25 protein-coding genes and 5 pseudogenes are annotated in these 25,163 nt (G+C 69.9%); 16 read left to right on the forward strand and 14 right to left on the reverse strand.

What is annotated here, in order from left to right:
• Nucleotides 1-23: 23 nt before the first annotated feature.
• The 3 genes from ACGFNV_RS36140 to ACGFNV_RS36150 all read right to left on the reverse strand — a co-directional run bounded on the left by ACGFNV_RS36140 (nucleotide 24) and on the right by ACGFNV_RS36150 (nucleotide 1,365).
• Nucleotides 24-494 carry a hypothetical protein gene (locus ACGFNV_RS36140; RefSeq protein ID WP_393628459.1) on the reverse strand — a complete coding sequence of 157 codons (471 nt, stop codon included), beginning with the start codon at nucleotides 492-494 and terminating at the stop codon, nucleotides 24-26.
• A 155-nt stretch (nucleotides 495-649) separates the two neighbouring features.
• Nucleotides 650-826, reverse strand: a complete 177-nt coding sequence (locus ACGFNV_RS36145) for a transposase (protein ID WP_393628579.1) — start codon at nucleotides 824-826, stop codon at nucleotides 650-652.
• Nucleotides 769-1,365, reverse strand: a complete 597-nt coding sequence (locus tag ACGFNV_RS36150) for a transposase (protein ID WP_393628581.1) — start codon at nucleotides 1,363-1,365, stop codon at nucleotides 769-771. The genes ACGFNV_RS36145 and ACGFNV_RS36150 overlap by 58 nt, the downstream gene beginning before the upstream one ends.
• 98 nt (nucleotides 1,366-1,463) lie before the next feature.
• Between ACGFNV_RS36150 and ACGFNV_RS36155 the strand changes: the two genes are divergently transcribed.
• The 3 genes from ACGFNV_RS36155 (at nucleotide 1,464) to ACGFNV_RS36165 (ending at nucleotide 3,459) form a co-directional block, all read left to right on the forward strand.
• On the forward strand, nucleotides 1,464-2,168 hold the full coding sequence (locus tag ACGFNV_RS36155; protein ID WP_393628460.1) for an SMI1/KNR4 family protein: 705 nt from the start codon (nucleotides 1,464-1,466) through the stop codon (nucleotides 2,166-2,168).
• A gap of 374 nt (nucleotides 2,169-2,542) precedes the next feature.
• Nucleotides 2,543-2,965 (forward strand): transposase, encoded by a 423-nt coding sequence (locus tag ACGFNV_RS36160; RefSeq protein ID WP_393628462.1) that lies wholly within the window; start codon nucleotides 2,543-2,545, stop codon nucleotides 2,963-2,965.
• Nucleotides 2,962-3,459 (forward strand): transposase, encoded by a 498-nt coding sequence (locus ACGFNV_RS36165; protein ID WP_393628464.1) that lies wholly within the window; start codon nucleotides 2,962-2,964, stop codon nucleotides 3,457-3,459. Before ACGFNV_RS36160 ends, ACGFNV_RS36165 begins: the two co-directional genes overlap by 4 nt.
• Here ACGFNV_RS36165 and ACGFNV_RS36170 read toward each other — a convergent pair.
• Nucleotides 3,396-3,965, reverse strand: a complete 570-nt coding sequence (locus ACGFNV_RS36170) for a hypothetical protein (protein WP_393628466.1) — start codon at nucleotides 3,963-3,965, stop codon at nucleotides 3,396-3,398. The genes ACGFNV_RS36165 and ACGFNV_RS36170 overlap by 64 nt on opposite strands.
• A gap of 111 nt (nucleotides 3,966-4,076) precedes the next feature.
• Here ACGFNV_RS36170 and ACGFNV_RS36175 point away from each other — a divergent pair.
• The 4 genes and pseudogenes from ACGFNV_RS36175 to ACGFNV_RS36190 all read left to right on the forward strand — a co-directional run.
• Nucleotides 4,077-4,523 (forward strand): annotated as a pseudogene (locus ACGFNV_RS36175) (transposase); the annotation flags it as partial.
• A gap of 89 nt (nucleotides 4,524-4,612) precedes the next feature.
• Nucleotides 4,613-4,846 (forward strand): annotated as a pseudogene (locus ACGFNV_RS36180) (transposase); the annotation flags it as partial.
• A gap of 222 nt (nucleotides 4,847-5,068) precedes the next feature.
• Nucleotides 5,069-6,394, forward strand: coding sequence for a hypothetical protein (locus ACGFNV_RS36185; RefSeq protein WP_393628467.1), 1,326 nt, complete (start codon nucleotides 5,069-5,071; stop codon nucleotides 6,392-6,394).
• Nucleotides 6,395-6,716: 322 nt separating this feature from the next.
• Nucleotides 6,717-7,082: pseudogene (locus ACGFNV_RS36190) on the forward strand (ATP-binding protein); the annotation flags it as partial.
• Between the two features lie 117 nt (nucleotides 7,083-7,199).
• On the opposite strand, the gene ACGFNV_RS36195 reads toward ACGFNV_RS36190, so the two are convergent.
• The 5 genes from ACGFNV_RS36195 to ACGFNV_RS36215 form a co-directional block, all read right to left on the reverse strand.
• Complete coding sequence (locus tag ACGFNV_RS36195) at nucleotides 7,200-7,520, reverse strand: hypothetical protein (RefSeq protein ID WP_393628468.1); 321 nt, start codon at nucleotides 7,518-7,520, stop codon at nucleotides 7,200-7,202.
• Nucleotides 7,521-7,575: 55 nt separating this feature from the next.
• On the reverse strand, nucleotides 7,576-7,788 hold the full coding sequence (locus ACGFNV_RS36200) for a helix-turn-helix transcriptional regulator (RefSeq protein ID WP_362157416.1): 213 nt from the start codon (nucleotides 7,786-7,788) through the stop codon (nucleotides 7,576-7,578).
• A gap of 735 nt (nucleotides 7,789-8,523) precedes the next feature.
• Complete coding sequence (locus tag ACGFNV_RS36205) at nucleotides 8,524-8,763, reverse strand: hypothetical protein (RefSeq protein WP_393628469.1); 240 nt, start codon at nucleotides 8,761-8,763, stop codon at nucleotides 8,524-8,526.
• Nucleotides 8,764-8,972: 209 nt separating this feature from the next.
• Nucleotides 8,973-9,644, reverse strand: a complete 672-nt coding sequence (locus ACGFNV_RS36210) for a class I SAM-dependent methyltransferase (RefSeq protein ID WP_393628471.1) — start codon at nucleotides 9,642-9,644, stop codon at nucleotides 8,973-8,975.
• 178 nt (nucleotides 9,645-9,822) lie between these two features.
• Nucleotides 9,823-10,491: a TetR/AcrR family transcriptional regulator gene (locus tag ACGFNV_RS36215; RefSeq protein ID WP_393628473.1), complete on the reverse strand. Its 669-nt coding sequence runs from the start codon at nucleotides 10,489-10,491 to the stop codon at nucleotides 9,823-9,825.
• A 57-nt stretch (nucleotides 10,492-10,548) separates the two neighbouring features.
• On the opposite strand from ACGFNV_RS36215, the gene ACGFNV_RS36220 reads away from it, so the two are divergent.
• Both ACGFNV_RS36220 and ACGFNV_RS36225 read left to right on the forward strand, forming a co-directional pair.
• Nucleotides 10,549-11,997 carry an MFS transporter gene (locus ACGFNV_RS36220; protein ID WP_393628475.1) on the forward strand — a complete coding sequence of 483 codons (1,449 nt, stop codon included), beginning with the start codon at nucleotides 10,549-10,551 and terminating at the stop codon, nucleotides 11,995-11,997.
• Nucleotides 11,994-12,398: a cupin gene (locus tag ACGFNV_RS36225; RefSeq protein ID WP_393628476.1), complete on the forward strand. Its 405-nt coding sequence runs from the start codon at nucleotides 11,994-11,996 to the stop codon at nucleotides 12,396-12,398. Before ACGFNV_RS36220 ends, ACGFNV_RS36225 begins: the two co-directional genes overlap by 4 nt.
• Before the next feature lie 58 nt (nucleotides 12,399-12,456).
• Here the strand turns inward: ACGFNV_RS36225 and ACGFNV_RS36230 are convergent, their stop codons facing one another.
• From ACGFNV_RS36230 to ACGFNV_RS36250, 5 genes and pseudogenes are all read right to left on the reverse strand, one after another.
• Complete coding sequence (locus ACGFNV_RS36230; protein ID WP_393628478.1) at nucleotides 12,457-12,681, reverse strand: hypothetical protein; 225 nt, start codon at nucleotides 12,679-12,681, stop codon at nucleotides 12,457-12,459.
• A gap of 359 nt (nucleotides 12,682-13,040) precedes the next feature.
• Nucleotides 13,041-13,526, reverse strand: a pseudogene (gene tpg, locus ACGFNV_RS36235) (telomere-protecting terminal protein Tpg); the annotation flags it as partial.
• Nucleotides 13,527-13,947: 421 nt separating this feature from the next.
• Entirely contained in the window at nucleotides 13,948-14,430 is a 483-nt protein-coding gene (locus ACGFNV_RS36240) for a hypothetical protein (RefSeq protein ID WP_393628592.1), read from the reverse strand.
• Between the two features lie 65 nt (nucleotides 14,431-14,495).
• Nucleotides 14,496-14,666 (reverse strand): hypothetical protein, encoded by a 171-nt coding sequence (locus ACGFNV_RS36245; RefSeq protein WP_393628594.1) that lies wholly within the window; start codon nucleotides 14,664-14,666, stop codon nucleotides 14,496-14,498.
• A gap of 28 nt (nucleotides 14,667-14,694) precedes the next feature.
• Nucleotides 14,695-14,961 (reverse strand): annotated as a pseudogene (locus ACGFNV_RS36250) (type I-E CRISPR-associated protein Cas6/Cse3/CasE); the annotation flags it as partial.
• A 470-nt stretch (nucleotides 14,962-15,431) separates the two neighbouring features.
• Here ACGFNV_RS36250 and ACGFNV_RS36255 point away from each other — a divergent pair.
• The 7 genes from ACGFNV_RS36255 to ACGFNV_RS36285 all read left to right on the forward strand — a co-directional run bounded on the left by ACGFNV_RS36255 (nucleotide 15,432) and on the right by ACGFNV_RS36285 (nucleotide 25,155).
• The gene (locus ACGFNV_RS36255; RefSeq protein WP_393628480.1) at nucleotides 15,432-19,250 is read left to right on the forward strand and encodes an XRE family transcriptional regulator; all 3,819 of its coding nucleotides are present in this window, start codon (nucleotides 15,432-15,434) and stop codon (nucleotides 19,248-19,250) included.
• 237 nt (nucleotides 19,251-19,487) lie between these two features.
• Nucleotides 19,488-19,664 carry a hypothetical protein gene (locus ACGFNV_RS36260; RefSeq protein WP_158756574.1) on the forward strand — a complete coding sequence of 59 codons (177 nt, stop codon included), beginning with the start codon at nucleotides 19,488-19,490 and terminating at the stop codon, nucleotides 19,662-19,664.
• A 166-nt stretch (nucleotides 19,665-19,830) separates the two neighbouring features.
• Nucleotides 19,831-20,184, forward strand: coding sequence for a hypothetical protein (locus tag ACGFNV_RS36265; protein ID WP_393628482.1), 354 nt, complete (start codon nucleotides 19,831-19,833; stop codon nucleotides 20,182-20,184).
• The gene (locus ACGFNV_RS36270; RefSeq protein WP_393628484.1) at nucleotides 20,181-21,680 is read left to right on the forward strand and encodes a hypothetical protein; all 1,500 of its coding nucleotides are present in this window, start codon (nucleotides 20,181-20,183) and stop codon (nucleotides 21,678-21,680) included. Before ACGFNV_RS36265 ends, ACGFNV_RS36270 begins: the two co-directional genes overlap by 4 nt.
• Before the next feature lie 68 nt (nucleotides 21,681-21,748).
• Complete coding sequence (adfB, locus tag ACGFNV_RS36275; protein WP_393628485.1) at nucleotides 21,749-22,081, forward strand: actinodefensin-associated protein B; 333 nt, start codon at nucleotides 21,749-21,751, stop codon at nucleotides 22,079-22,081.
• Nucleotides 22,082-22,088: 7 nt separating this feature from the next.
• Nucleotides 22,089-22,877, forward strand: a complete 789-nt coding sequence (locus ACGFNV_RS36280; RefSeq protein WP_393628487.1) for a hypothetical protein — start codon at nucleotides 22,089-22,091, stop codon at nucleotides 22,875-22,877.
• A gap of 64 nt (nucleotides 22,878-22,941) precedes the next feature.
• Nucleotides 22,942-25,155, forward strand: coding sequence for an alpha/beta hydrolase family protein (locus ACGFNV_RS36285; RefSeq protein WP_393628489.1), 2,214 nt, complete (start codon nucleotides 22,942-22,944; stop codon nucleotides 25,153-25,155).
• Nucleotides 25,156-25,163 lie beyond the last annotated feature (8 nt).

A 25,163-nucleotide genomic window follows, 5' to 3' on the forward strand; every position in this document is an offset into this window, starting at 1 on the left:
TTAGTACTCCAGTAGTACTCCAGTCAGAAATCGTGTCCTGAGCTTGTTCTTCTTCGGTAGTGGCAGCGGCGGGCGATGGCTTGACGGTGTCTGCGCCAGTGGGACCAGTTCAGTGCGTGCAGTTGTCGGTCCTGGTGGGGTCTGGGATGGGACAGGAGAGCGTCCAGTAGGCGCCGGATCTGCCACGGTGAGCGGGATGAGGCTGGTGGTGTCGCTGCTGCTGCCCCCTTTGCGGTGTCCAGGGCATGGGCTGCAAGGACAGCGAGGAAGGCGTGGGCGAGCATGGCCAGGGTGATGTGGCGATACCAGCCCACGTAGCGTCGGGCCTCGTATTCGTCCAGGCCACACTGGTTCTTCGCGGCCTGGAAGCACTCCTCGATGGCCCAGCGTGAGCCGGCAACGCGAGCCAGTTCGGCGATCTCGACGCCGACGGGTGCGTATGCGAGGTAGTAGGCGAGCTCGCTGGGATCGGACAGGCTGCGTCGGGCCGTCACTCAGCGGTGATGGGTGGGTGGGTCCGGGTCGAAGACGATGTTGCGGGCAGTTTGGCCGCGGCCCAGTCGTAGACACGCGGGCCCTGGGCCCCGTCGCCGCTGGAGAGGGTCTGCCAGGCGTCGGCGGGTGCTTCCTCGATGAGCTGGTCGATGCGTCAGAAGCCCGCCAAGGACTTGATCTGCTGGGACCTGGGCACCGCCACTACATAGCCGCCGTCGAGCTGTTCGAGCAGGCGGCGGAATGACCAGTCCTGTCCGTAGGCTTCATCAGCAGTCACCCAGGCGGCGGGCAGACCCGCGGCGATGCAGCGGCGGACCAGGCCCCGGGCCAGCTCTCCCCTGGTAGGAAAGGTGCGCTCGTACGGGGATCTTCGCTTCCCGGCACCGCTCTCGATCCTTGGTCCAGGACTTGGGCAGGTAGAGCTCGCGATCGACGAGGGTTCTGCCATGCCCGGTGGCTGCTGTAGGCCGCGAAGACACCGATCTGGCAGTTGTCAATCTTTCCGGACGTGCCGGTGTACTGCCGGGACACCCCGGCCGACGTGGTGCCCTTCTTGATAAACCCGGTGTCATCGATGATCAGCACGCCGTCCGGGCCGAGCTGTTGTCCGACGTACTCGCGCAAGCCGTCTCGCACAGCATCGGCGTCCCAGCGGGCACCGTTGAGCAGGTGCTGCAGCCCAGCAGGGTCACGATGTCCGGCATACTCGGCCAGTTGCCAGCCGTTCTTGCGGCCCACCGGCGCCAGCAGGCCGCCGACGTAGTCCCGCATCCGCCACCGCAGATCCGCACGACCGAACCGGCCCGCCGCCCGAGGGAAGACGGACTCCAACTCCTCAGCCCAGCACTCGACTTCAGTAATACCCTCCATGACCGAGATCGTGATCTCCGTTACCGGGCCGTTGCGGTGGCCGCTGGCGCCGGGGTCAGGCTGACGCACCTGTCGGTCGACCGGCTATCTTGCCGGGCATGCAGGCAGTGAACTGGGATGAGGTGCGGGATCGGACCGTCGCTCTCTACGCACGGCAGAGCACCGGTCTCGGCAGACAGGAGCTCCCGGAAGTCCTGAGCGAGACGCAGGTGCGCCAGACTGAGGAACAGTTCGGCGTGCAGTTCCCCGAGGACTACCGCCAGTACCTGCTGCATGTCAGTGCGGGCGGCCGGGTGCGGAAGCTGCATTTCAACGGGTCGCGCTGGGATTGGGAAGGCGCTCGGTATGGGGACCACGAGAAGCTGCATGTCCCCTTTCCCGACCACGACACCGCGTTGGCGGCATGCGAGGATGCGTGGGACCGCCAGCCGAAGCGGGAGGACTACCTGTCCGATGCGGCCTACCAAGCTGATCACAACGCCTGGCAGGAGGTCGCCTATGCGATCGAAGCCGCTCGGGTCACCGGGGCCGTCTTTCTCCACGACGACGGCTGCGGCTTCTACACGCTTCTCGTGGTCAGCGGGCCCATGCGAGGGACCATGTGGTTCGACGGGCGTGCAACGTGCGATCGCCTGAACCCGCTGCTCAACGATGGCCGCCGAGCCTCGACGTTCGCGGAGTGGTACCTCGACTGGCTGGCCCACGAGGAGTCGCTGACAACGCCCGAACAGCGCCGTGCCGCTCACGAGAGCTGGCACGCAGGCGTCGGCGCGCCCATCTGGTACCGCTGGTTCGACTCGTAGATCCAAGACCCATAGTGGTCTCGCGATCTCGCTGGTGGAGGCCGGCGCGGGCATGGGTGCGGCCACTACTGATCATCGGTTTGTGAAGGCTAACGATCTTGCGGTAGCCGCGGGGAACAGCGTAGTACCTGCCCGATGGCAGACGGTGTGGGAGGACCTGATGGCGCGGATTGCGGGACGATTCAGCCGAGTCGAACCTCGATGTCGCGCAGGGCAGTTGCTGCTCGGGCTGAGAAGCTGTTGTCTTTTCGATCTTGAGCAGTGGTAGTCGAACGCGGGTTCCCGGTCGGGTGATCCTGCGGGATGAGGGCATGAAGACGGGGCCTCCTGAACAGCTCGTGGGTGTCGAATCCATAGAGCACCAGGAGGCCCCTGTGCTGCAGTCTTCCGTGCCGATGGCCGGGCAGTCCAACTCGGCTGCTCCATGGTGTGATTGCCTCGCGCACGTGTACGGCAACGCGGCCGACCGGCCCGAGCGGCAGCGCCGGTATCCGACGGACATGACAGATACGGAGTGGGCGGCGATCCGGCCGCTGCTGCTGGTACCGGGCTGGATGCACGGTCGGGGCGGCCGGCCCGAGGGGTACTGCCACCGGGCGATACTTGATGCGGTCCGGTATCTCGTGGACAACGGGATCAAGTGGCGGGCGATGCCCGCCGACTTCCCGCCGTGGGACCGGGTCTATGCCTTCTTCCGCCGCTGGCGCGAGAACGCCCTGATCAAAGAGTTCCACGATCGGTTGCGCCGCGGGTCCGCGAGAAGCTGGGCCGGGACGCGGAGCCGACGGCCGGGGTGATCGACTCCCAGTCCGTCAAGGCGGACGCCGTCGTCGGAGCGGACAGCCGCGGCTTCGACGGCGGCAAGAACATCAACGGGCGCAAGCGGCACGTCGTGGTCGACACCCTCGGCCTGCTCCTGGGTGTGATGGTCACCCCCGCGGATGTCGGCGACAGCACCGCCGCCCAGGTCCTGCTCGCGCAGGTGGCCGACGCCCACCACCGCCTGGCCCTCGTCTGGGCCGATGGCGGCTACACCGGCAGCCTCGTCGAGTACTGCCTCACCGCGCTCGCCCTGGTCCTGGCGATCGTCAAACGCAGCGACGACATGCGCGGCTTCGTGGTGCTGCCCAAGCGGTGGATCGTCGAGCGCCTCTTCGCCCACCTGATGCGCACCCGCCGTCTGGCAGGCGACTACGAACGCCGCACCACCAGCGCCGAGGCGATGGTCTACTGGTCGATGATCCTGCTCATGACCCGCCGCCTGGCCCGGCCACGGCCTGCGCGAGGGTGAACCTGCCCGGCGCGGGCTCGGCCAGCCAGCCGCGCGCGACCAGGCTTCGCTTTCGACCGCAGCGCCTCCACCCGTGCCGGCACCGCGTCCATGCCGAACGCCGCAGCCATCTCCTGGCAGGTCAGCGGCCCTTGACGGAGCCGGTCCCGGTCCGCGAGGGCCTGCAGGATGCGCTGGTAGTCCACCGACAGCACCGACCAGGCCAACCCCTCACGCCACATGGGCACCTGCGACTTCGTCTTCGCCGCATCCGGCACCTGCGACGTCTTTCCGGTCAGCTCCCCGGCGGCCGGCGCGGTCCCCTCGACCCGGGCGTGGTCCTGCCCGCTCTCACCCGCCGGGGCCAGCACCTCGCCGACCCGCGAGCAGGCGATGGCCCACTCCTTCCATTCCCGCTCGGCCACGGCCAGCTCGGCCTGGATACGGTCGGCCTCCTCCCGCAGCTCGCCCACCCGACGGCGAGCACCCAGCTCACGCTGTTCCAACAGCCCGACCACCGACGGCATCCACGACCTCCCGGGGAGCGACAGCACGACAGGCCACTGCTCCCACCGAATCACCGACCCCACGCTCGACCAGCGGAAACGCGGCGATCACGTCCGGAAAGACAACAGCTTCTGAAATGGGACGTCGACCTCGTTCGCGACGACCTGCGTGCGTTCGTGCTGGAGCACCTGGCCGACGACCAGGCCGTGCTGGTGGTCGACGAGACCGGCGACCTGAAGAAGGGCAACCGCACCGTCGGAGTCCAGCGCCAGTACACCGGCACCGCCGGGCGGATCGAGAACGCGCAAGTCGCCGTCTACCTGACCTGTACCTCCAGGCACGGACATGCTGCTGTCGACCGTGCGCTCTACCTGCCCAAGTCCTGGACGAGCGACCCGGAACGCTGCCGGCAGGCCGCCGTTCCCGAGGAGTTGCTCTTCGCGACGAAGCCGCAGCTCGCCCACCGGATGATAGAGCGCGCCCGCGCTGACCACCTGACCAAGAAGATCCCCAAGCCGGGCTGGCAGAAGCTGTCCGCCGGACGCAGTGCGAAGGGCCACCGTTGGTACGACTGGGCACAGGTCGCCCTCATCGCTCCCGGCCTGGTAGGCCAGCAGCACCTGCTGATCACGCCGACAAGGCGATCAGGGACTTCGAGCACGCCTAAGGTGCGAAGTGGCCGAAAGCGACCAAGAAGGTCACCGGCGAGGCCGACGAGCTCCTCGCGTTCTACGACTTCCCCGCCGAGCACTGGGTGCACCTGCGCACGACAAATCCCATCGAGAGCACTTTCAGCACCGTGAAGTTGAGGACCAAAGTCACCCGCGGGGCCGGCAGCCCGGCCGCGGCGCCGGTGATGGTGTTCAAGCTCGTCGAATCCGCCCAGGCCTGCTGGCGCGCGAGCCATTGCGGCCTGAACAACGCCGCTGATGTTGACAATTACTCTTCCGCGTCGAACATGACCGCCCCATCAGATGTGCTCGCACGTGATCGCCGCAGCATAGGGCGACTGGGACACGGCTGATCCGACCCCCTCGTGGCTACGAGGTCATCACGAACGAGGCGGGGGAGTGGTGAGCAGGTTTGCGGGCGTTCTACCGTGAGGGCGGATCCGGGGGGCGCGATGAGGCATCGGTGGCGGCGAGGGCTACTGGTCGTGGTCGTGGGGCTGCTGGTGGCGGGCTGTTTCGCCCCGTCGCCGCCGATGTTCGGCGATGGGGAGGCGGTGCCCGAGGAGGCCTCGCGTGTTCCACTGCCGGTGCGGCCGGGCCCCGATGGCACCTGGGTGCTGAACGCCCCCGCGACGGGGCTGCTCGGCCAGGGCCGCACGCTGGTCCGCCTGGATGGCGCAGAGAACGGGGGCTGGCGGCTGGCATTGCCGGCCGAATTCGCGTTGACCTCGCACCAGCCCGGCGCGGCGCACTCCGTGATCGGCGGTGGTCGCCGGGTGGTGCTGGTCGGCGGCAGGGACGGCCGCCGGGGGCCGAGTGCGATCGCCGGGCTCGACCCGGAGCGGGGGCTCCTGATCTGGCGCCAGGCATTGCCGCCCGGCAGCCAGGTTTTCCTGTTGGAGAACAGCTCCGTGGTACTGACGGCGGTCTGCCGCCCCACGTCCTGCCGCCTGACCGGCTGGGACACCTGGTCGGGTGTACTCCAGTGGACGCGCGCAGTGTCCGGGGCGGTACGCATCGTCTGCCAGGCCGACGCGCTCGACACCGCCGACGGCCGCAGTGGGGACCATTGCGGGCCCCAGCTGGTCACCCCCGACCGTGTCGGCACCGTCGACCCGGACGACGGCGGGCTTCACTGGCAGGCGGGGTTGCGGCCGCCCGACGGCACCGTCGACCGAATCATCAAGGACAACGACCGGGTCATCATGGTCACCGCACCGGCCAAGGGCAGCTGCCGCGCCACCGTCATCGCCAGCGGGGTGGAATCCGGTGACGGCGACCGCGGCTGGCGGTACAGCTTCGTCTGGGACCAGCCTCAGGCCCCGCGCGACGCGCGCACCGGATGCCGCTGGAACCGCACTCTTCCCCTGACCGTCGGCTTCCACATGGTACTGCCAGACGCCAAAGGCGCCCTGGTCGTCGATCCCTACTTCGGCACCCTGCGCCCCTCCCGGCGACTGGCCCCGGGCGAGTACCTGTTCACCGACGGCACCATGAACGAGATCATCCGCGCGCCCGGCCGACCGGACCGGCTCCTGAACGCAGGCGCCGACCAGCTGGTCCGCCCCCACGGGCTGAGCCCCGCGGCGCGGTCCGTCACCGGCAGCTTCTGGCAGGACGGTCGCCGCCTGCTCCTGCTGGACCACCGGGGCAACACCCTCTGGCGGGGCACATCGGACTGCCAGGCGTTCCGGCACACCGACAAGGGCATCGGCGGGCCGCTCACCTACTGCGACGGCAACGACCTGGTGACCCTGCGTCCCGTGCACAAAGACTGACAACCCCGTACGACCGGTCGGCAGGCACCGCTTGGTGGCGTGCCGGCCTGGGCAGGGCCGCGCCGGCCCGGGGGGCCTGTCGCACAGCCGCCCCACGGACGCGAGTGACGGCGCGAAGTAAACAGAACCCACCACCGCGGTCAAGGGCCAAGCAGAGGGGCCCGGAGCTTGCGAGCAGCCCCATCCACAGGATTTGACAATTACTCGCCTGATCGGGCTTCGGCCTCCAGCCGGGCACCGGCCTCGGCGAGTGGCAGGCACTGTCCTTGAGCAGGCCCCAGTCCTGGTTCTGGGCTGCCCGGATACAGGCGGCGAGGTGAACATGCAGACCAAGCTGGTCAACGAGCTGGTCGAGGCCGCGGACGAGAAGGTGCTGACCAAGACCATCGCCCGCTACGGCCGCGTCGATCTTTTGTGCATCGATGAGCTGGGCTATATGGAACTGGACCGCAGGGGCGCTGAGCTGCTGTTCCAGGTTCTGACGGAGCGTGAGGAGAAGAACAGCGTCGCCATCGCCTCGAACGAGAGTTTCAGCGGCTGGACCAAGACCTTCACCGACCCCCGCCTCTGCGCGGCCATCGTCGACCGCCTCACCTTCGGCGGCAACCTCATCCAGACCGGCACCGACTCCTACCGCCTCGCCATCACCCAAGCCCGAGCTGCCGCCCAGGACTCGGCCGGTAACTGACCTGTCCGCCATCGCCCCCACCCGCTCAGCCTCGCCCGGAACCGACCTCCGGTGACCAGGATGATCGTGTTGCCTTGCCGGACGTTACGGTGACGAGCCGTTCGAGGCGATGGCGTCTCAGGTATGCCGAGACCAGAAGACGACGAACGCGACGTAGGCGATGGCGGCGGTGGCCACGAACCAGAAATACGGATCGCCGCTTCGTCCGGATGCCAGCTCACCGATGAAGGCGCTGAGATTCCCCACGGTAAGCACCACGCCCGTGCCGGCCCAGGCTCGCCCTGCGATCCGGGCGAAGCGCTCGTCGGGCTCCTTCTCGGTGAGGCCCTGATAGGTCTCGTTCCGGCGTCCCAGCAGCACTAAGGCGAGACTGCAGACCGCCAGGATCCCGAACGTCACCACGCCGAGAGCAAGGCGGCCTCCGAAAGTCGCGGCCACGAGGCAGGCGCCTCCGAGAACGAGAAAGAATCCGGGGACGGACCTCCTGGCCGTGTTACTGGTCATCTGCTGGGCCCTCATTGGCATGAAACATCTCCTCAACGCTGACCTTGAAGAACTTGGCCATGGACAGGGCGAGCGGCAGGGAAGGTGTGTACCGCTCGGTCTCGATGGCGTTGATCGTCTGCCGGGAGACCCCGAGGGCCGTGCCCAGTTGGCCCTGGGAGAGCCCTCGTGACGACCGCAGTTCCCTGACGCTGTTTCGCACGTGTAAAGCTTACTTGTCACCCCTCGGTGGCTGTCAAGCTTGCTTTACAGGAAGGGCGGGGCTTGCAACCGCGCCTCGCGCAGCGTGTTCACCGTGCTGATGGTCAGCCCGGGATGAAAGTGTGAGTGCATCCCCGACCGCCCCTTGGGCGGCCTCAACCCCGCCCCGAGCACGGCCCCAGCTCCGAGGTGGTGTCACTTCTCACCGACATTTCGCGGCGCTGTGATCGACAAGCGCTGTCTGAACTCGTCGACAAGCGGTGTCAGGTCTCGCCTACAAAGCCAGCGCAGGGGCGTTCCTCGGCGTCACCACTCTTACGCTGACCATCGAGGCACGCCTCAGCCCGCCCTGACTGATCTCGCCGCATCCACCATCATCGGCGTCATCAGCATGCTGGGGATTTTGGTCGGCTTCCACATGCGGGAGCGGTCCGCCCGCGATCGCCTCGCCCACCAGATCGAAGAACTCGCCGACGCCTGCTGACCCGGCGATGGCCGTCATCATCTGGCGCGGTGAACCCACGCCATGAAAGAACGCTCGTTCCCCGGCGCCGAAGCCGCCTGGGAACGAGCCGTTCCGTGCCTTGCCCGTGATGGCCGCGAAGTCAGCGACGGATGTTGATCGTCACCACCCCAGCCCACAGAACGAGGGATCCAATGCGAAATTCAATGCGCGATCTGATGCGCAGGAGTCCTGTCAGCGACGGGGAGGCGCAAGGTGTGGGCTGCCGCGATGTCAGACGTCAGCCGGTGCGGGCTGGTCCTCACTGCTCCGTTCCGGGGTGTCGGGAGCGGTGTAGAACACGGACGCGCCCTGCTTGGTGCGTTGAGCCTGGCTTTTGGCCACCAGCCCTTCGATCGTGGTGCGCACCACGTTTGTCTTGATAGCGCGTTCGGGATGGGCCTGACCGAGGGCCGCGGCGACCTCCGCAGCCGAGCGCGGTTCGCTCTGCTCCGCCAGGTGTCGGCGGACCAAGTCGACCAGCGTCGGCTGCGCCGCTTCCTTCGCTGTGGTGGTCTTGCCGCCGCTCTTGCGGGCAGCCTGCTTGCCTGCTGGGGCGGGACGGGGCTCGGGGGCGGCCTTCTTCGTCCGTCGCCGCTTGCTACTTTCGGGCTGCGCGGCTGTCTTCTTGCGGGGGGCGGGCAGCGTGGCGCTGTCGGATCCGGCGGCCCGTTCAACGGGAGCTAGAAGGCGCGGAATGCCTCGAAGGGCGGCTCGAACGGTGAGTCAGGCAAACGTACGGCCTTGCAGCGCGTCGCTGGCTCGGCCCGGACATCAGCGGCAACCGTCGTCAGAGTGCCGTCAGCGAAGGCGCTGGGAATCACCGTCCACCCCAGGTTCTGCTCGTAGTACCGGACGGCGGCCTCCACTGACGGCGCCCCGGCTTCGTCCATAACGATCAATCCGCCAGGTCGGACGATCTTACGCAAGAAATACAGATCGACGAAGACCTCATGGAACCGGTGGCTACCGTCCACGAATGCCGCGTCGGTCACAAGACCTTCAGTGAGGAGTTCCGGGAGCGCGATCGACGACGGCGCGAGGATGAGCGAGGCAATCGAGTCCAGTCCCGCGGAGCGCAGCAGGTCCCAGCCAACATTGGACCAGTCACGTTCTTGAAACGGGTCGATGATGACGTGCCGGGGACCGGGCGCGTCGACGGCGACCAGCGCTTCGCCGATCGCGAGCGCGGAACTGGCGTAGGCGAGACCGACCTCGACAATCGTCTGCACGCCCTCGGAGATCAACAAGTCGCGCAGCTGGTCGCAATCACCTTCGGGCACCGTGACTGTCTCGAAGTCCGCCCCGCGTTCCCGAGTCCACGGCGGCCCTTCCTGCGCGAGCCGACGACGCACCTCCCGGATCCGCGTCCTACGTTCATCCGGTTTCCTAGGGCTGGCCACCCTTCCACACTGCGGGCGCACCTTCTCTGAAGGTGAAGGATCAAAACACTCCCTGACACTTGCGAGCCCTGGGATCCGCACCGACAGTGACTGGCCAGAGGCCAGGCGCGTGTATCCCCGGGGCGACTCGTCAGCGGGCAGAGAGGAGGCCGTCCACCATGGCTCGTAGCCCATCTAGATAGGTGTCCTCAGCGGTCAGTGCCGCCCAGTGGTCGGCAGCCTGTGCCAGACGGGGTAGTTCGCTCGGGTCGAGATCGGCGAAGACCCGCTCCCGGTAGGTGGGGCGGTCGTCGTCTGTGCGCCTTCGGGTCGCTGTCGCCCGGACCACGATCTCTCCGACCGTGTAGTACCAGATCGCCCGGTATCCATGTGTGGCCCGCTCGGGTGTCAGTCCGCATGCGACCAGGCCGTCGACGATCTGCTCGACGAACCACAGGGCGGATGAGGACATCAAGTCGTCGGCAGTCAGCACCTCCACGATCCAGGGGCAGGCGGCGAGCGCCTCGTGGATCGCTGCAGCGGCGACGACGATCCGCTCGCGAGGCTGGGCGGGCAGTTCGGGCCGACGCAGCGCCCGCGCGGCGTAGTCGTCCAGCAGCAGGACGAGCAGTTCTTCCTTGTTGCGGACGTGGTGGTAGAGCGCCATCGGCGTACTGCCGATCTCCGTGGCCAGCCGCCGCATGGTCAGCCGGTCCACTCCTTCCGAGTCCACGATCCGGCGGGCCGTTGTGACGACCTCCTCGCGGGAGATACGGGGAGGTCGGCCGAGCGTTTTGCGCGGTGCGGACGGTTGCGGCATGCCCTCATCATCCCCCAGGTGTCGACAGCGGTGATCCTCTGAGGCTACTTTATTTACATGTATAAAAACTCGCGGGGGCGGCCCGGATGGATGCTGGCGGCAGTGGCCGTCGCCCAGTTCGCCGTCGCCCTGGACCTGTCGGTGGTCAACGTTGCACTGCCCGCAATGCGCACTGCGTTGGAGTTCGCACCTCTCGACCTGTCGTGGGTCGTGCACGTCTACGCGCTCACGCTCGGCGGATTCCTGCTGCTGGGAGGCCGCGCGTGCGACCTGTACGGCCGGCGTCGGCTCTTCGTGCTGGGGCTGGCCGTCTTCGGGCTGTGCTCCCTGGCGGGCGGGCTGGCTCAGGCTCCCTGGCAACTGATCGCCGCCCGCGCGGGGCAGGGCCTGGGCGCCGCAGCAGCCACCCCGGCCACGCTGGCGATGCTGACCACGACGTTCCCCGAGGGCCCGCGGCGCGTACGCGCGCTCGGGGTGTGGAGCGGGGTGAACGCCGCAGGAGGAGCACTGGGCGTGCTGGCGGGTGGCCTGCTCACCCAGTACGCGGGCTGGCGCTGGGTGATGCTGATCAATCTGCCCATCGTGGCGGTGGCTCTCGCGCTGGTTGTCGCAGGCGTGCCCGCCGAAGCAGGCCCCGCACGACGCGAGAGGCTGGACGTGCTCGGCGCCGTCCTGGCAACCGGCGGAGTCGGGCTGCTGGTCCTCGGGGTGGTCCGCACCGACACCCAGGGCTGGGGTTCCCCTGCCACATGGGCGATGCTCGTCGCTGCGGCCGCGCTCCTGGCCGCTTTCATCGTCGCCGAATCCAGGACTCCCGCACCGCTGTTGCGCCTGGGCCTGCTACGCAGCCGCTGGGTCGCAGGCGCCAACCTGCTGGTCTTCTTCTCCACGGCCGGGCAGTTCGCGGCGTTCTACTTTGTGTCCCTGTACATGCAGCAGGTGCTCGGCATGAGTGCCGCAGCAACCGGCACCGCGTTCCTGCCCTTCTCCGCGAGCCTGGTCGCGGGCAGCCTCGTCGCGACCCGCGTCACCGCGACACGTACCCCCCGCACGTCTTTGGTGCCCGGCGCCCTGCTCGCCGCCGTGGGTCTGGCCTGGTTCGCCTTCATCAGCCCCGACGGCGGCTTCCTCACGGACGTACTCGGCGCCTGCATCACCACCGGAGTCGGCGTCGGACTGGTCATCGCCCCGATCGTCGCCGCCGCGACCACCGGCGTCGCCCCCCGCGAGGCCGGCATGGCCTCCGGCCTCATGAACAGCTCCCGCCAACTCGGCGGCTGCATCGGCCTGGCCTCCCTGGCCACCATCGCCGCACACCGCAGCGGCACGGCCGGCTCCCCCGCCGCGCTCAACGACGGCTACGCCCTGGGCCTGGCCCTCGCCGCCGCCCTTTTCGTGCTCGCAGCGGTCGTGGCGATCGGCGTACTGCCCCGCCGCCAGGCCGAAACACCTGTCCCCCAACCCGCCACCACCGCAGAGAACCGACTGGAAGGAACGCCGTCATGACGACGACACCCCTCTCACCCATCGACCTGTTCGCCTCGGCGCTGCACATCCACCCCGATGGCGTCGTCCAAGCTGCCGAACGGCGGATGACGAGCAGCGACTCCGGCGCCTGGCAGATCGCGACGTTCCGCGTGGAGGCCGACGCCGACGTTCACGCCGACCACTGGGAGATGCACCCGGAGGCCGAGGAGGCGGTGTGCTGCCTGACCGGAGGTGTCCGTCTCTACCTCCGTCCCACTGGGCCCGGCGGTGACGAAGACATGGTGCAGCTGCAGGCAGGCACCGCCGTGATCGTCCCCCGCGGTCGCTGGCACCGCCTGGAGCTGCACGCCCCCAGCGACCTGATGTCGATCACCCTTCGCCACGGCACCCGCCGCGAAAGGCGCACTGACACTCGCTAAGCGGAATGCGGCCCGGCAGACGCCCTGCCGGGTCGTCGCAACCTCACCCCGTACTCGCTCAGCTGGGCTCGCTGGCGGCGGTCTTGGAGCGCGTCGGCCGGGGCAGATTGACTGCATACCCCAGGTCGAGGCGCTTCTCCATGGCGAGCCGGAAGGCGCGAAGCGGTCCGGGGACCGTGTGCCATGCGATGTCCCGCGGCCAGACATGCACTGACGAGTACACCCCGATCCCCTTTCTGGTCTGTGGTGTCATTCTCTTCTCCGCGGGGTTTATGATCTTCATGATGCTCGACCGTAGAGGCAGGAGCACCGGCTGATACGGACAGCCTCTCGCACGCAGCAAAGGTTCGCCCCGATAACCGTCCATGCAGCGATCAGAACACGCCCCGGGGTGATTCAAGAGACACCCTGAACAGCCCGTATAAAATGGCGAGCTGGTCGTATCCAGAGCCGCCGGTGAACCCCGCTGGCCGGCCAGCGCACCGGCCGTATCCAGTGGGACTGGCGCGAACGTCACGAAGCACAGCGCTACGACACGATGCTGATACCGCACCAGATCCCGCCTGCCCTCTGAGCCAGGGCTCCGAGCCTCGAGCCGGCAGGGGAGGTGGAGCCGGGCGGTACAGCCGACCGGGGACGCGGTCAGCCGATGGAGACATCGGCGAACTCCACGTCGGTGAAGGCGATCTCGAGACCGTGGGCACGCCGGCCTCCGTCACGGAAGTAGGCATGCCTCAGCGCCCAGGCGGGGATCACCATCTGCTGCCGCTCGCCTCCGCCGGCGTCCCGGGCGGAGAACAGCTCGCGGGCCACCTTTCCCGACAGGTACTGGGTGATCAGCCGGATGCGCGGGTCGTCCGACGAGCCCGCCACAGCGGCGAAGCCGAACCGCGCCCTCGTGTGGAGGGCAAACCCGTCGGCCTCGGCCCGGGCTCGCACCCGGGGCTGCCACCGGGCCCTGACGGCCATATCGATCAGCCCCGCGTGCACGGCACTGGGACGGCGGCGCATCCCCGGCCGGGTGGTGATCCATCGCTGCACCGTGCGCTGAGAGGCGCCAAGAAGGGCCGCCACGCGTTTCGTTGAGCCCTGCTCCACTCGGAGCAGGAAACGCACGGCTGCGTCACTGGTGGGTACGGGTGGGTCAGCAGCGCTCGCTCGAGTCCCTCAGCGATCCCGCCCATGTCTGCCCCCAAGCCGTTCCAACGCCGCCCAGCGGCTGCCTGCACCTCTGGTCTCTCACGCTTGCCCGTTCGCTTGAGGTCCACTTCCGGCATCTTCGGGACATCTCTGCGGATGCTGGGCCAGGGCGTGTTTCGCAAGTAGCGTCGTCCGCCCGCAGGGCGGGCCCGGCGGCGGCGTGGGGCGCGCGAGCGAAGCCGAGCGTGGGGGAGCGTGCGATCGCAAGGCGGAGTATCACCCCGATAATGTGCGTATCGGGGTGATCCCGACAACGTGGGCGAGCGCGCGTGCCAGGCGTCCCCGGGCAGGCGGGACTTTCGAAACGCGCCCTAATCCTCTGGCTCCGCGAGCCCGCGTCGGCAATGGCTCAGCGGCCGGGTGCCAGGACGGTGAGCACAGCCGACGGGATCCCCAGCAGACCCAATCGGGACAGAAGCGCTGCTTCCTGTTCCTCCCTGACCTCAATCCACAAGGCGGTTCCCGAGTCGCTGGCACTGAAGACCAACCGGCCGTCCCGCCGGCCCTCGGCGTGGATTGTGTAAGGAGCCAAGTCCAAGAGCACTTCGAACTGCCCGTCGTCTCGGACATCAATGTCGATCCCCATCCCAGGATCGGAGCGCCTGGAGCGATGACCGCGCGCGACTTCCTCACGAGCAAGCAGGAGGGCGCGCTCGTACGAGTGCAGGACCTCGGGTGGCCAGGCGTCATCGCTGTAGGCGTCGATATGGGCTGCGTCGATGCTCGGACGCAGCACGTGCAGCGCTTCGCGATGAACACGCACAACATCCGCCGGGCGAACTCCGTCCGCAAGTACGAGCTCGCGGGCTTGGACGCCATCCTGACTGATCACATGCAGGACCCTCCCACAGGCGGCCAGTCGACTCCACAGAGAAAGCCGCCGCAACGTGATCATTATCAGACACGGCCGCAGGTCAGCGAGACTGCCCGCGAGCACGCGAGAATGCCGATGATGACACCGGAGACACCGCCGATCTGGGCCAGTACGGGCTGCGCCACATAGATCGTCGCGACCGCGACCGCGCAGATCACGGCGAACAGCATCCTGCGGCCAGGCGTAAGACTCACCGACCCACCTCCCATGGAGGAGGCCGAGCCCGAAGGCGCGTCCTTGGCCGATGCCGGTGGTGATGGCCTGGCGAAGGGCGATGGGGTCGGTGATGGTGGCGATGCCGTCGGACCGTGTGACGTAGAGGCGTGCTCGCTTCTTGTCAACCCGGGTTACGAGGACGGAGGGGCTGTGGGGTGTCGAGGATGAGTTGGACAGTGAGTCCGGCGTCTGCTGCTTTGCGCTCCCACCAGGTGGTGGCTGCTTCGCCGGTGAGGGGGACGCGGCGTCCTCTGCGGCCGGGGACGAATCCAAGCAGCCGACGCCTGGGTCGCCGGGCTTGGGGCGCCTTCGGTGTCGAGGCCTGTTGCTATGACAGGGCGCCGCCTTCGCAGAACCGCGGCACCTCCTGGACGTCGACGTCTGTGCGGATGCGGTGGGGGCGGGCCGGGTGCCGCCGGCGTCCGGCGCTGTCGCCTGCGACGTCGACCTCGAGTTCCATCACGACGTCCGGCTGCACCAGGACGGCATCGAGGGTGCGTTGCGTTCCCCAGCCTGCCGATTCTCTGTCAAGTTCTACGTGTTGGAGCCCAAGGGTTTCTGTCGGCTGAGCAGCCCGAGCGGGGTGGTGGGCCACGGCGACGACCAGACGCGTTGTTCGCCGACCGCGGCTTCGCCGACGGCGCGGAGCGCCGTCTGGTACCCCACGAACAAGTCCCGGAAAATGTGATGACGTCGCGCAGGCTGTGACACGGGGGAACGGGGAACCACGGGGAGGTGCGGCCATGCCGCGCAAAGAGCGACCACTGTCCACGGAAGACGGCCCGTTACGGGAATTCGCCACGGGACTCAGGCAGTTGCGGCAGAAGGCCGGGAATCCGCCCTACCGGAGACTGTCGGAACAGGCGCACTACTCGATCTCGACTCTGTCGTCCGCGGCGTCCGGCCAGCGGCTGCCGACGCTGGAGGTGACGCTGGCGTACGTCCGCGCCTGTGACGGGGACCTGCGGGAGTGGGAGCGCCGTTGGCGAGAGGCGGCGGTACGCCTCGGTGAAGAGGACCCTGCCTCAGGGGCGGCGGAGCGGGTCGGCCCGCCCCCGCCGTACGTGGGCCTGCGGTCGTTCCGGGAGGAGGACGCCGAGTGGTTCTTCGGCCGGGGACAGCTCGTGGAGGAACTGGCCGAGCGGCTGGAGCGACAGCGGTTCGTGGTGGTGATCGGGGCTTCGGGTTCGGGTAAGTCGTCGCTGCTGAGGGCCGGGTTGGTACCGCACCTGCGGTCTCCGGCGACAATGACGGTGGTGTTGACGCCGGGGCCGCGGCCGCTGGAGGAGTGCGCGGTGCGGCTGGCAGCACGGGCGGGCGTCACGGCAGGGGGGCTGTATGAAGAGTTGAAAGACGATCCGGAGAATCTGGGCCGGGCAGTGCGGCAGGCCATCGCGCGCTCCGGAGGCCCGGGCGGTGATCTCGTGTTGGTCGTCGATCAGTTCGAAGAAGTCTTTACCCTGTGTCAGGACGCTGTCGAGCGCAACCGTTTCGTCGAAGCGCTGATCGCCGCCGCCTCGTCCGAGGCGGGCCGGTGCAGGGTGGCGCTGGCGGTGCGGGCCGACTTCTACGCGCACTGCACCCACCACCCACTGCTGCTGGAGGCGATGCGCGACGCGCAGGTGCCGGTCGGGCCGATGAACCTGGACTCGTTGCGCCAGGCGGTCACCAAGCCCGCCCAGCGGGCCGGCCTCTCCGTCGAGGGGGCGCTGCTGGCGACGCTCAACGCCCAGGCACAAGGGCGTGCCGGGATGCTGCCGCTGCTGTCGCACGCACTCCTGCAGACCTGGCGGCGACGCCGCGGCAACGCGCTGACGCTTGCTGCGTTCGAGGCCGCGGGCGGACTCGAGGGCGCACTGGCGCGTACGGCGGAGGAGTTCTACCAGCAGCTCGACCCAGGGCAGCGAGAGCTGGCCCGCCTGGTGTTCCTGCGGCTGACCGCGCTGGGAGAAGGCACGGAGGACACACGACGGCCGGCGTGCCTGGCGGAGCTGGACGGACTGGCCGACTCCGGCGGCGGCCTGGGCGCCGTATTGGACCGTGCCGCCAAGGCACGGCTGCTGACGCTCGACCGCGAGCGGGTGGAACTGGCGCACGAGGCCCTGATCCGCTGCTGGCCCAGGTTGCACGGATGGCTGACCGAGGACCGCGAAGCCGTGCGGACTCTGCGCCGGCTCACCGACGCCGCCCAGGCGTGGGAAGCGCTCGGGCGGGACCCCGGCGCCCTGTACCGCGGGACCCGGCTGGAGACGGCAGCGGGGCTCGACCGTACGTCCTTGTCGGTGAAGGAGCGAGAGTTCATCGACGCGAGCCTCGCCGCGCAGGCCGGTGAACGTGCGGCGCAACGGCGTCGCGCCCGGCTCCGGCACATGGCGACGGCGCTGCTGAGCGTCCTGCTCGTGCTGGCGACCACGACCGCGGTCCTCGCGGTGCGGGCGCAGCGGGCGGCGGACCGGCAGCGCGATGCCGCCAGTTCGCAGCGGGCCGCCGACAAGGCCGGGGCGCTGCGGATGGTCGACCCCGCTCTGGCTGCCCAGCTGAGCCTGGCGGCCTACCGCGTGTCGCCCACTCCAGAGGCACGCAGCAGCGTCCTGAGCTCCTTCGCCACTCCGTACGCCACGCGACTGACCGGTCATACGGGCGCGGTCACCGCCGTGGCGTTCAGTGGCGACGGGGGCATATTGGTCACCGGCGGGGCCGACCGCACGCTGCGCCTGTGGCGGGCCGGGGATCCGCACCGGCCGCGCGAGCTGAGCACGTTGCCCCGCCTCGCCGGCCCGGTTCGTACCGTCGCCGTCAGCCCGGACGGACGCCTGCTGGCCGCGGGCATCGACGACGGCACGGTGCTGGTGTGGGACATCGGCGACGCACGGCGACCCCGGATCTCGGCACGCCTGCCGGGCGGCGCGGGCTCGATCGCCGGATTGAGGTTCGGCCCCGGAGGGCGAACACTCGCGGCGGTCGCCCGCAAAGGGATCCGCGTCTGGCAGTTGACGGATCCCCGGCACCCGCGCGGACTTGCTGAACTGGACGTGCGTGCCGCCGTGACCGCGGTGGCGTTCAGCCGGGACGGGCGGACGCTGGCCACGGGCCATGCCGACCACGCGCTACGGCTCTGGCGGATGACCGCGTCGGGGGAGCGGGTGCGTGAGCTGTCGACCGCTTCTGGCCACAGCGGTGAGGTGAGAGCGGTGGCGTTCGCCCCCGACGATCGCCGGCTGGCGACCGGAAGCGCCGACTTCACGGTGAGGTTGTGGGACGTGACCCGGCGGGGCCACGCCCGCACGGCGAAGGTGCTCACAACGCACACCGACGCCGTCAACGCGGTGGCCTTCGCTCCCGACGGCCGTACCCTGGCCACCGCGGGCGCCGACGCCACCGTACGCCGCTGGCAGGTGACGGGTTCCGGATCCGCCCAGGAACTGTCGGTCTTCACCGGCCACACCAACAACGTCCGCGCGATGGCGTTCAGCCCCGACGGCCGCACCCTGGCCACCGGCAGCGAGGACCAGACCGCGCGCCTCTGGGATCTGCCCGGGCCGGCCGTGACGGGCCACAGCAGCTCCATCTACTCCGTCGCCTTCAGCCCCGACGGACGGACACTGGCCAGCGGCAGTTACGACCGGACCGTGCGCCTGTGGAGCCTGGCGGACGCACGACATCCCCGGGAACTGGCCCGGCTCACCGGCCACACGGGACCCGTGAACTCGGTGGCTTTCCGGCCGGACGGCCGCATCCTGGCCACCGGCAGCGCCGACGGCACCCTGCGGCTGTGGAGCGTGGGAGCGGCACAGCGGCCCCGCCTGCTCAGCACCGTTCGATGTCGTATCGGCCATGTCAACTCGGTGGCTTTCATTCCTGACGGCCGCACCCTGGCCACCGGCGGAGAGTCAGGCACCGTGCGGCTGTGGGACACCACGGACGTACCGCACCTCCGCCCGCTCACCATCCTGCGGGGAACGAGCCCGGTGGATTCCACGGCCTTCGCTCCCGACGGCCGCGGCCTGGCCGTGGCGAGCCGGAACCGCACGGTCGTCCTGTGGCACCTGACCGCACAGCGGCAGCCCGCACGCCGGGCCGTCCTCACCGGCCACACCGACGCGGTGAAGTCGGTGGCGTTCAGCCCCGACGGCCGCACCCTGGCCACCGGCAGCGAGGACCGCTCCGTACGGCTGTGGGATCTGACCGATCCACGGCACCCGTTCGCGCGAGACCGGCTCACCGGTTACACCGACGGCGTCATGGCCGTCGCTTTCGCCCCCGGCGGCGGGATGCTCGCCACCGCGAGCTCCGACCGCACGGTGCGGTTGTACGGCCTGACAGACCGCGGCGATGCCGGGGAGCCGATCCTTCTGACGGGCCACACCAAGGCAGTCGACACCCTCGTCTTCAGCCCCGACGGCCGCATCCTGGCCACCGGCAGCGAGGACTGGACCGCACTGCTGTGGGACCCCGACATCGAGCGCGTCGCCGCCCGCATCTGCGACAGCACCTCGTGGGCGATGACCCCCGGAGAATGGCGTCAGTACTTTCCCCAGCGCACCTACCAGCCACCTTGCTGAGTACGACCGGGGCCCCGCACCGCTGACCCTTTCCCGGACACCGGCGCGAGCGTCCGCGGCCATTGTTCGGCGTTCGTTTGTTCGGTGACGCGCGGCGAAAACGAACAACGCGCATGCCGCTAGACCTTGGGTCACGAGGGCTTGGTCACGCCGCGCCGAAAGGCGTCCAGGAGGCCGCTGCCCCGGCACGGAGGCCGGTCGACCGATCGGCCTCGACAACCGACCGAAGGAGAACCGATGCCAGTGACATCCCTGGCCGAACGGCTGGCCGGAAACGGACTGCAGCAGCACCTGCACTCCGAGACGACCGCCGTCGAGGAGGCCTGCGTTCCGCGCTATGAGGACTGCTGGTGGGACTCGGAGTGCTGCCACGGCCTCATCTGCGAGTGGTTCCACTGCTACCTCCAGGGCTGAGCGACCGCCCGACTCTGCTCGAAGAGTGAGTGGAACAGGGCCTTCGCCGGGGCGCGCCGCGACGGCGCGGCCCGGCGAAGGCCCCCGCCCTCGCTCCACCTGGGGAACTGGAACTGGTGAGGAAATGCACCTTGTCTGGAAAGCCGCCCAATACGCACGAGAGTTCGTGATCTCCGCCCGACGCGAGAACGGCACCTACGCACTGAACTGGCCCACCGTACGGCCGCGTGCGCGCACGACACCCCACGGTGCGGCCAAGGCCGTGGCCCCGCTGCGGCTGGCCCAGCGGATCATGATGGGCTTTCTCGATCCCGTCGAGGACGCCCTGTTCATGACGGCCGCACTACGGACCCTGGGGCACCCCGTCACCTTCCACCTCGGGCGCGAGAAGGCGCCCCTCGTGGCGCCCGGTGGGTTCTACGCGTGGGCCCAGTACGGCGACGAGGTGCTCACCACCTCGCTGCCCGTGCGGGAGGAGTACACAGAGGTGCTTCGCTCAGGAGAGGTGACCGTCCCATGATCGGCACTGCGGAAGTGACTCCCGACGGCGTCAGCGGCACCCCTGCCGACGGGACCGACCGGTGCGAGGACGTGCGCGAGGAGCGCACGGCAAACGGGTTCCTGCTCTCCCGGGAACGCCCCGGGACGACTCCCGTGTACTACCGCGTCGGATACGGACGTCTGGAGTGGGGCGCGGACGCGGCGGCGTTCCGCCCGGACGCGGGCCGGCCCGCGCCGGAGCCGGGAACGCTGCTCGCCCTCGTCCACGGTTTGGTGCCGCCGCCGGACGCCACACCACTGCCCGGCGTGCGTCGGCTCACCCTCGGCACGCGCGTCGAGGTGAACAACCGGGGCGTCACCGTCTCCCGGCGGCAGCCGGCGCTGCCGAGCACGGGGCGAGGGCTGCTCGCCTCGCTCGGGGACGTCCTGACCGCCGGCCCCGACGACTACGCCATCGCCTACAGCGGCGGTCTGTCGTCGGCGTACCTCGCGATGGCGGCGCTCTCCGCCGGCCACCGGCCCCAGCTGCTGCACGCGGATCTGGGCCTGCCCGGAGAACGGCCGCCGCTGCCGGAGATTCCCGGGCTGCGTACACGGACCATTCCGCTGGACGTCTTCGAACTCCTGGACCACCACCAGGTGTCCGGAGCGGGTGTCACCCCGCCCCTGCCCGACCAGGAGTTCCCACGCCGCCTCGCCGAGCGGCTCTTCGCGGCCGCGGGGCTTCCCCTGGCCGCCGGCACCCTGCTGGAGGACATCGTCTCCTCCTCGCTGTCGCAGACCGACCGGGGCCCGCGCGACTGGCGTCTGCTGACCTGCGAACCGTTCCACCTCAGCGGCACTCTCGGCTCACTTCGCGAGGCGGCCTCCCTGCTCGCCGAAGGCGTCGTACGCAGCGACAGCCCGGTGAGGCCGCCGTCGGGCACCCCCTCGGGCGACGCTCAACCGGTGGACTCGCCCACCCCGCCCCCGACTCCCTTGGGGCGCAGAGACCTCCCAGGGCTCACCGGGCAGGGGAGGCTGGCGTTCCAGTCCGCTCAGCAAGCCGCGCTGTCGGTGTGGAAGAACCACCTCGACTTCCTCGGCCCCGTCCTGGGCCGGCTCGAAGCCGGACTGGCGGCACGCGTCCCGGCCGGTGGCCCACTCGTCCTCCCCGTCACGCAACCAGCGGTCCTGGGAGCCGTCGACGCGATACCGCCCGGACGCATGGGCCGCATCAGGGGCGGGCTCTACCAAAACCACCAGCCACTGCGCGAACTCCTCGACAAGCACCGCGTCCGCGGGCTGCGACGCTCCACCTCCTCCTTCGACCTGCGGCTCGCGGCAGCCGCTTACCTGCACCGCGAGAGCGACAAGATCGCCGCCGAACTGGAACGCGAGTGCGCCCTCGGCGACCTGGGGCTCGTCGACCCGCGCGTCGTCGCCGGACTCGTACGCGAAGGACCGCACCGCTCCGATCACGCGCTCCCGCTGCTGCGCCTCCTGTGGATCGACCAATGGCTGAGGAAGGGCTGACGATGCCTCCATCTGCCCAGAACGCCGCGAGTTCTCCCGGGAGCGGCGCGGATTCTCCTGCGAGTGGCGTGAGTTCTCCTGCGTCCGGCGCGGATTCTCCTGCGACGGTCGCGGGCTCTCCGGCGGACGCCACGTCCTCTCCTGGCACCGCCGCCCTCCCTCCCGACGGGGTGCGACTCGCGCTGGCCGACGGAGTCCGGGTGACCCGGCTGCCCTTCGGTGGTGCCGCTCTGGTCGACGTCCGTTCCCTGCGGCTGGTCGAGTGCGCCGAGTACGAGGCCGACGCCCTGGACCGCCTCCTGGCCACCGGCAGGCCGGACCGGACGGACGTCCACGTCCAGCGGCTGGCGCGGCAACTCTTCCGTGCCGGACTGCTCGTCGCCGTCACCGAACCGAAGTGAGGTCCCGATGTCCTCCCTCCTCTTCCACTCCGCTCTCGCAGCCCTGGCCGGACCGCTGGCGGCCGCCGGGGTGGCCAAACTCTGCACGCCACCGGCCCGGCTGGCCTGGCCGTTCCACTCCCCACTCCTGCGGGCCCCGCACGGCCCCCGGCTGGCCGGAGCCGCGGAGGCGGCTGCCGGGATCTGCCTCGTGCTGCTCCCCGGGCGGGCCGCCGCCGCTCTGGCCCTGATCGCGTACGGGGCGCTCACCGCCGCCGCACACGCGATGCGCGGACGGCGCTGCGCCTGCTTCGGCGCCGCCCGACTGGCCGCGGTGGGCCGCCTGCACGTCGGCGCCAACGCCATGGGCGCGGCGGTGGCAGCCCTGCTGCTCCTTCCCGACGTACCGTCACGACCGGAGGTGCGCGGTCCCCTCGCCGTCGTGGCCACTGGCCTCGTCGCAGCGACCGTCCTGGTCACCGATCGCAGGCGTGCGGCGCGCGAGGCGATCGCCGTGCCCTGTACATCGCAGGTCGACGGCGTACATCTGTATGTGTCGGAGAACTGCCCCGCCTGCCGGGCCCTCCGCCAGTTGCTGGCCGCGATGGAACCGGCCCGGCAGGCGGCGGTACGGGTGACCGTGGTGGAGCGGGGCAGCGATCTGCCGCCCCACCTCGCGGACATGTCGGTGCCGTGTGCCACCGCGGTGGACGGCCAGGGGACACCTGTCTGCGAGCCCACCTCCGGCATCGGATCGGTGAAGGCGCTGATCGACACCATCACCGTCGGCCGGGCGGACGTCACACGTGCGGGCTGAGACCACGGGGAACGTGCCATGCCGGCCCGGACACGAACCCGAACCCGAACGCGGACGTGACATCGTGGCGTTCGCCCCCATGCTGTCCGCCTGGGCCGTGATGACCGCGCCCCGTACGCCCTCCGTCGCCGACCACAACCCGGCGACCCTCTACTGGCGCGACCTGCCGGTGGACCCCGACCTCGGCGGAATCGCTTCCGAACGCCCCCCGCTGACGTCCATCCGCATAGGAAGCCTCCGGCGGGACGGCGTCTGGCCGCTGGATCTCAAGGCGGCCCTGCCGGTCGAACCCGCCTGGCACCCCAGGCTGCCGCTCGTCGCGGGGCTCGTACGGCGCCGGCGGCACGCGGTCGTGTGGATCGCCGACTACGAGCGGCGCGAACTCACCGTGCACACACGGGCCCGAGCCGCGCTGTCCCTGACCGCGCACGGCGGAACACCGTCGGCCCTCGCCTGGTGCGGTGACGAGGAACTGGCCCTGCTGACGCGACCCCCGATGCGGGAACCGGCCGGCGACGGCTGGAACCCCGCGGCGTACGAGGCCACCGGACCGGGCAACGTCGTGTTCCTCGCAGGCCTCGACGACCTCGCGGACCGGGCCGCGGCGGCCGTGAGCCTTCTGCACCGCGTCACCGGAGACGTCCGCGTGCTCACCGACCCCCTGCTCGTCAGTGGTCTGACGCCCTCTCCCAGCGGACGGAGTCTGCTCGTCACCCATGCCGACGGCATCGACGCCTCGCCCCCGCGGGGACCTGCCGGGCGGGCACGGGACGCGCTGCACTGGGCGTGCACCACCATACGCACCGACGGTCCGGCCGACGCCCGCCCCGTGCCCACCGGTGAACGGCCGCTGCCGCCCGGCGCCCGATGGTGCCTTACGGCGGACGACCTCCCGGCCTCCGCCCGGCGCACCCCGTCCGGCACCGCGATCCGGCTCCACCCGGACGAAGGCCGGGCGGCGGGGCCTACCGCCCTGCACGAGCAGGACGTTGAGCATCCGCAGGACGACCCCGTCACGCACTGGTGGCTCCTCGGCACGGCCGAGTACCCCGTCACGATCACCCTTCACCGGCAGTCGGTCCGGGTGACCACCGTGCACTCCACCCGGGTCCTTCCCCTTCCCGGTGTGCGGCCCCTGCCCGGCAGGGCCGGCCACGGGGCGGCAGTCCACGAGCACCTGCTGTCGGTCGCCTGTGAGCGGGCCGACCAGGCCGGAGTCCTCGTCGTCGACTGGCGTGGGCCGGCCGTGCGAGCGGTTCTCGTCGACGATGCCTCGGACGTAAGGCCGCCCGCTCCCCTCGATGCTGCCTGGGTGGGACACGACGGCGACGCTCTCCAGCTCGTCACGCGGCATGCCGGAGAGTTCCGCCGCCATGTCCTTCGCGGGGACCGGCTGGAGCCCCTGGAGCGGAGTGTCCCGGCCCCGGTGGCGACGGCCGGACGGGCGACCGGCCCACTCCAGGGCCCGAATCGACGAGCCGGGGCGCCGCGCCGCCTGGTCCTGCCCGGCGGCCTCCCGGACCCCGCCTGCCTGCTGCTCCCGGCGGACGCCCCGGCGTGCTCCTCACCGGGGGACGGCGCCCCGCGCGCCGCGCGCCTCCTCTGGATCAGTGTCCGCCGGTCGGGAACCCGGCCTCCTGCTCCCCGCTCCCTGCCGTTGGCGGGGTTGGGACCTGTCGGGTCGGGCGCGGTGACGGCGGCTCTCGACCTCCCGCTGGACTGGCCCGTCGACGCGACTGTCCCGTACCTGAGCCGTCAGATCACCTCGGCGGTCACCGAGGCGCTCCTGGCCCTGTCGGCGGAGTCCGCGGACCCGGGACCGGTCGTTGTGGGTGGGCACAGTTTCGGCGCTACCGTCGCCCTCCACGCCCTTGCCCGACTGCCCGCCCTGGCGGGCGCCATCGTGCACAGCGGCTGCTACAACCGTACGCTCACGCCGTACGGCTTCCAGTACGAGGAACGCAACTACTGGACCGTCCCCGACCTCTATCACGCCTTCAGCGCCCTGCATTTCGCCGACCGGCTCGACCGGCCTGTGCTCATCGTGCACGGAAGCGAGGACACCAACAGCGCGACCCCGGCGGACCAGGCAGTCGGCCTCTACCGGGCCATCGTCGCCACGGGAGGGATGGCCCGGCTGCTGCTGCTGCCGTACGAGGGCCACACCTTCCGGCACCAGGAAACCCTCCGGGCCGTCACGGCGGAGCACCGCGCCTGGCTCCGAGTCTGCGCCGGCCATCGCAGCGACCGACGGGCGAAGGGGTTGACCCATGCGTGACGGGAGAA

It is taken from the genome of Streptomyces sp. NPDC048751 (assembly GCF_043198595.1).
Taxonomy (GTDB): Bacteria; Actinomycetota; Actinomycetes; order Streptomycetales; family Streptomycetaceae; genus Streptomyces.

What these genes read in the sequence shown, in the direction of transcription:
- ACGFNV_RS36215 (WP_393628473.1), bottom strand. Translation starts at nt 10,491, where the DNA reads ATGCCGCAACCGTCCGCACCGCGCAAAACGCTCGGCCGACCTCCCCGT.
- ACGFNV_RS36220 (WP_393628475.1), top strand. Translation starts at nt 10,549, where the DNA reads ATGTATAAAAACTCGCGGGGGCGGCCCGGATGGATGCTGGCGGCAGTG.
- ACGFNV_RS36225 (WP_393628476.1), top strand. Translation starts at nt 11,994, where the DNA reads ATGACGACGACACCCCTCTCACCCATCGACCTGTTCGCCTCGGCGCTG.
- ACGFNV_RS36270 (WP_393628484.1), top strand. Translation starts at nt 20,181, where the DNA reads ATGATCGGCACTGCGGAAGTGACTCCCGACGGCGTCAGCGGCACCCCT.
- ACGFNV_RS36260 (WP_158756574.1), top strand. Translation starts at nt 19,488, where the DNA reads ATGCCAGTGACATCCCTGGCCGAACGGCTGGCCGGAAACGGACTGCAG.
- ACGFNV_RS36255 (WP_393628480.1), top strand. Translation starts at nt 15,432, where the DNA reads ATGCCGCGCAAAGAGCGACCACTGTCCACGGAAGACGGCCCGTTACGG.
- ACGFNV_RS36150 (WP_393628581.1), bottom strand. Translation starts at nt 1,365, where the DNA reads ATGGAGGGTATTACTGAAGTCGAGTGCTGGGCTGAGGAGTTGGAGTCC.
- ACGFNV_RS36170 (WP_393628466.1), bottom strand. Translation starts at nt 3,965, where the DNA reads ATGCCGTCGGTGGTCGGGCTGTTGGAACAGCGTGAGCTGGGTGCTCGC.
- ACGFNV_RS36280 (WP_393628487.1), top strand. Translation starts at nt 22,089, where the DNA reads ATGTCCTCCCTCCTCTTCCACTCCGCTCTCGCAGCCCTGGCCGGACCG.
- ACGFNV_RS36230 (WP_393628478.1), bottom strand. Translation starts at nt 12,681, where the DNA reads ATGAAGATCATAAACCCCGCGGAGAAGAGAATGACACCACAGACCAGA.
- ACGFNV_RS36155 (WP_393628460.1), top strand. Translation starts at nt 1,464, where the DNA reads ATGCAGGCAGTGAACTGGGATGAGGTGCGGGATCGGACCGTCGCTCTC.
- ACGFNV_RS36185 (WP_393628467.1), top strand. Translation starts at nt 5,069, where the DNA reads ATGAGGCATCGGTGGCGGCGAGGGCTACTGGTCGTGGTCGTGGGGCTG.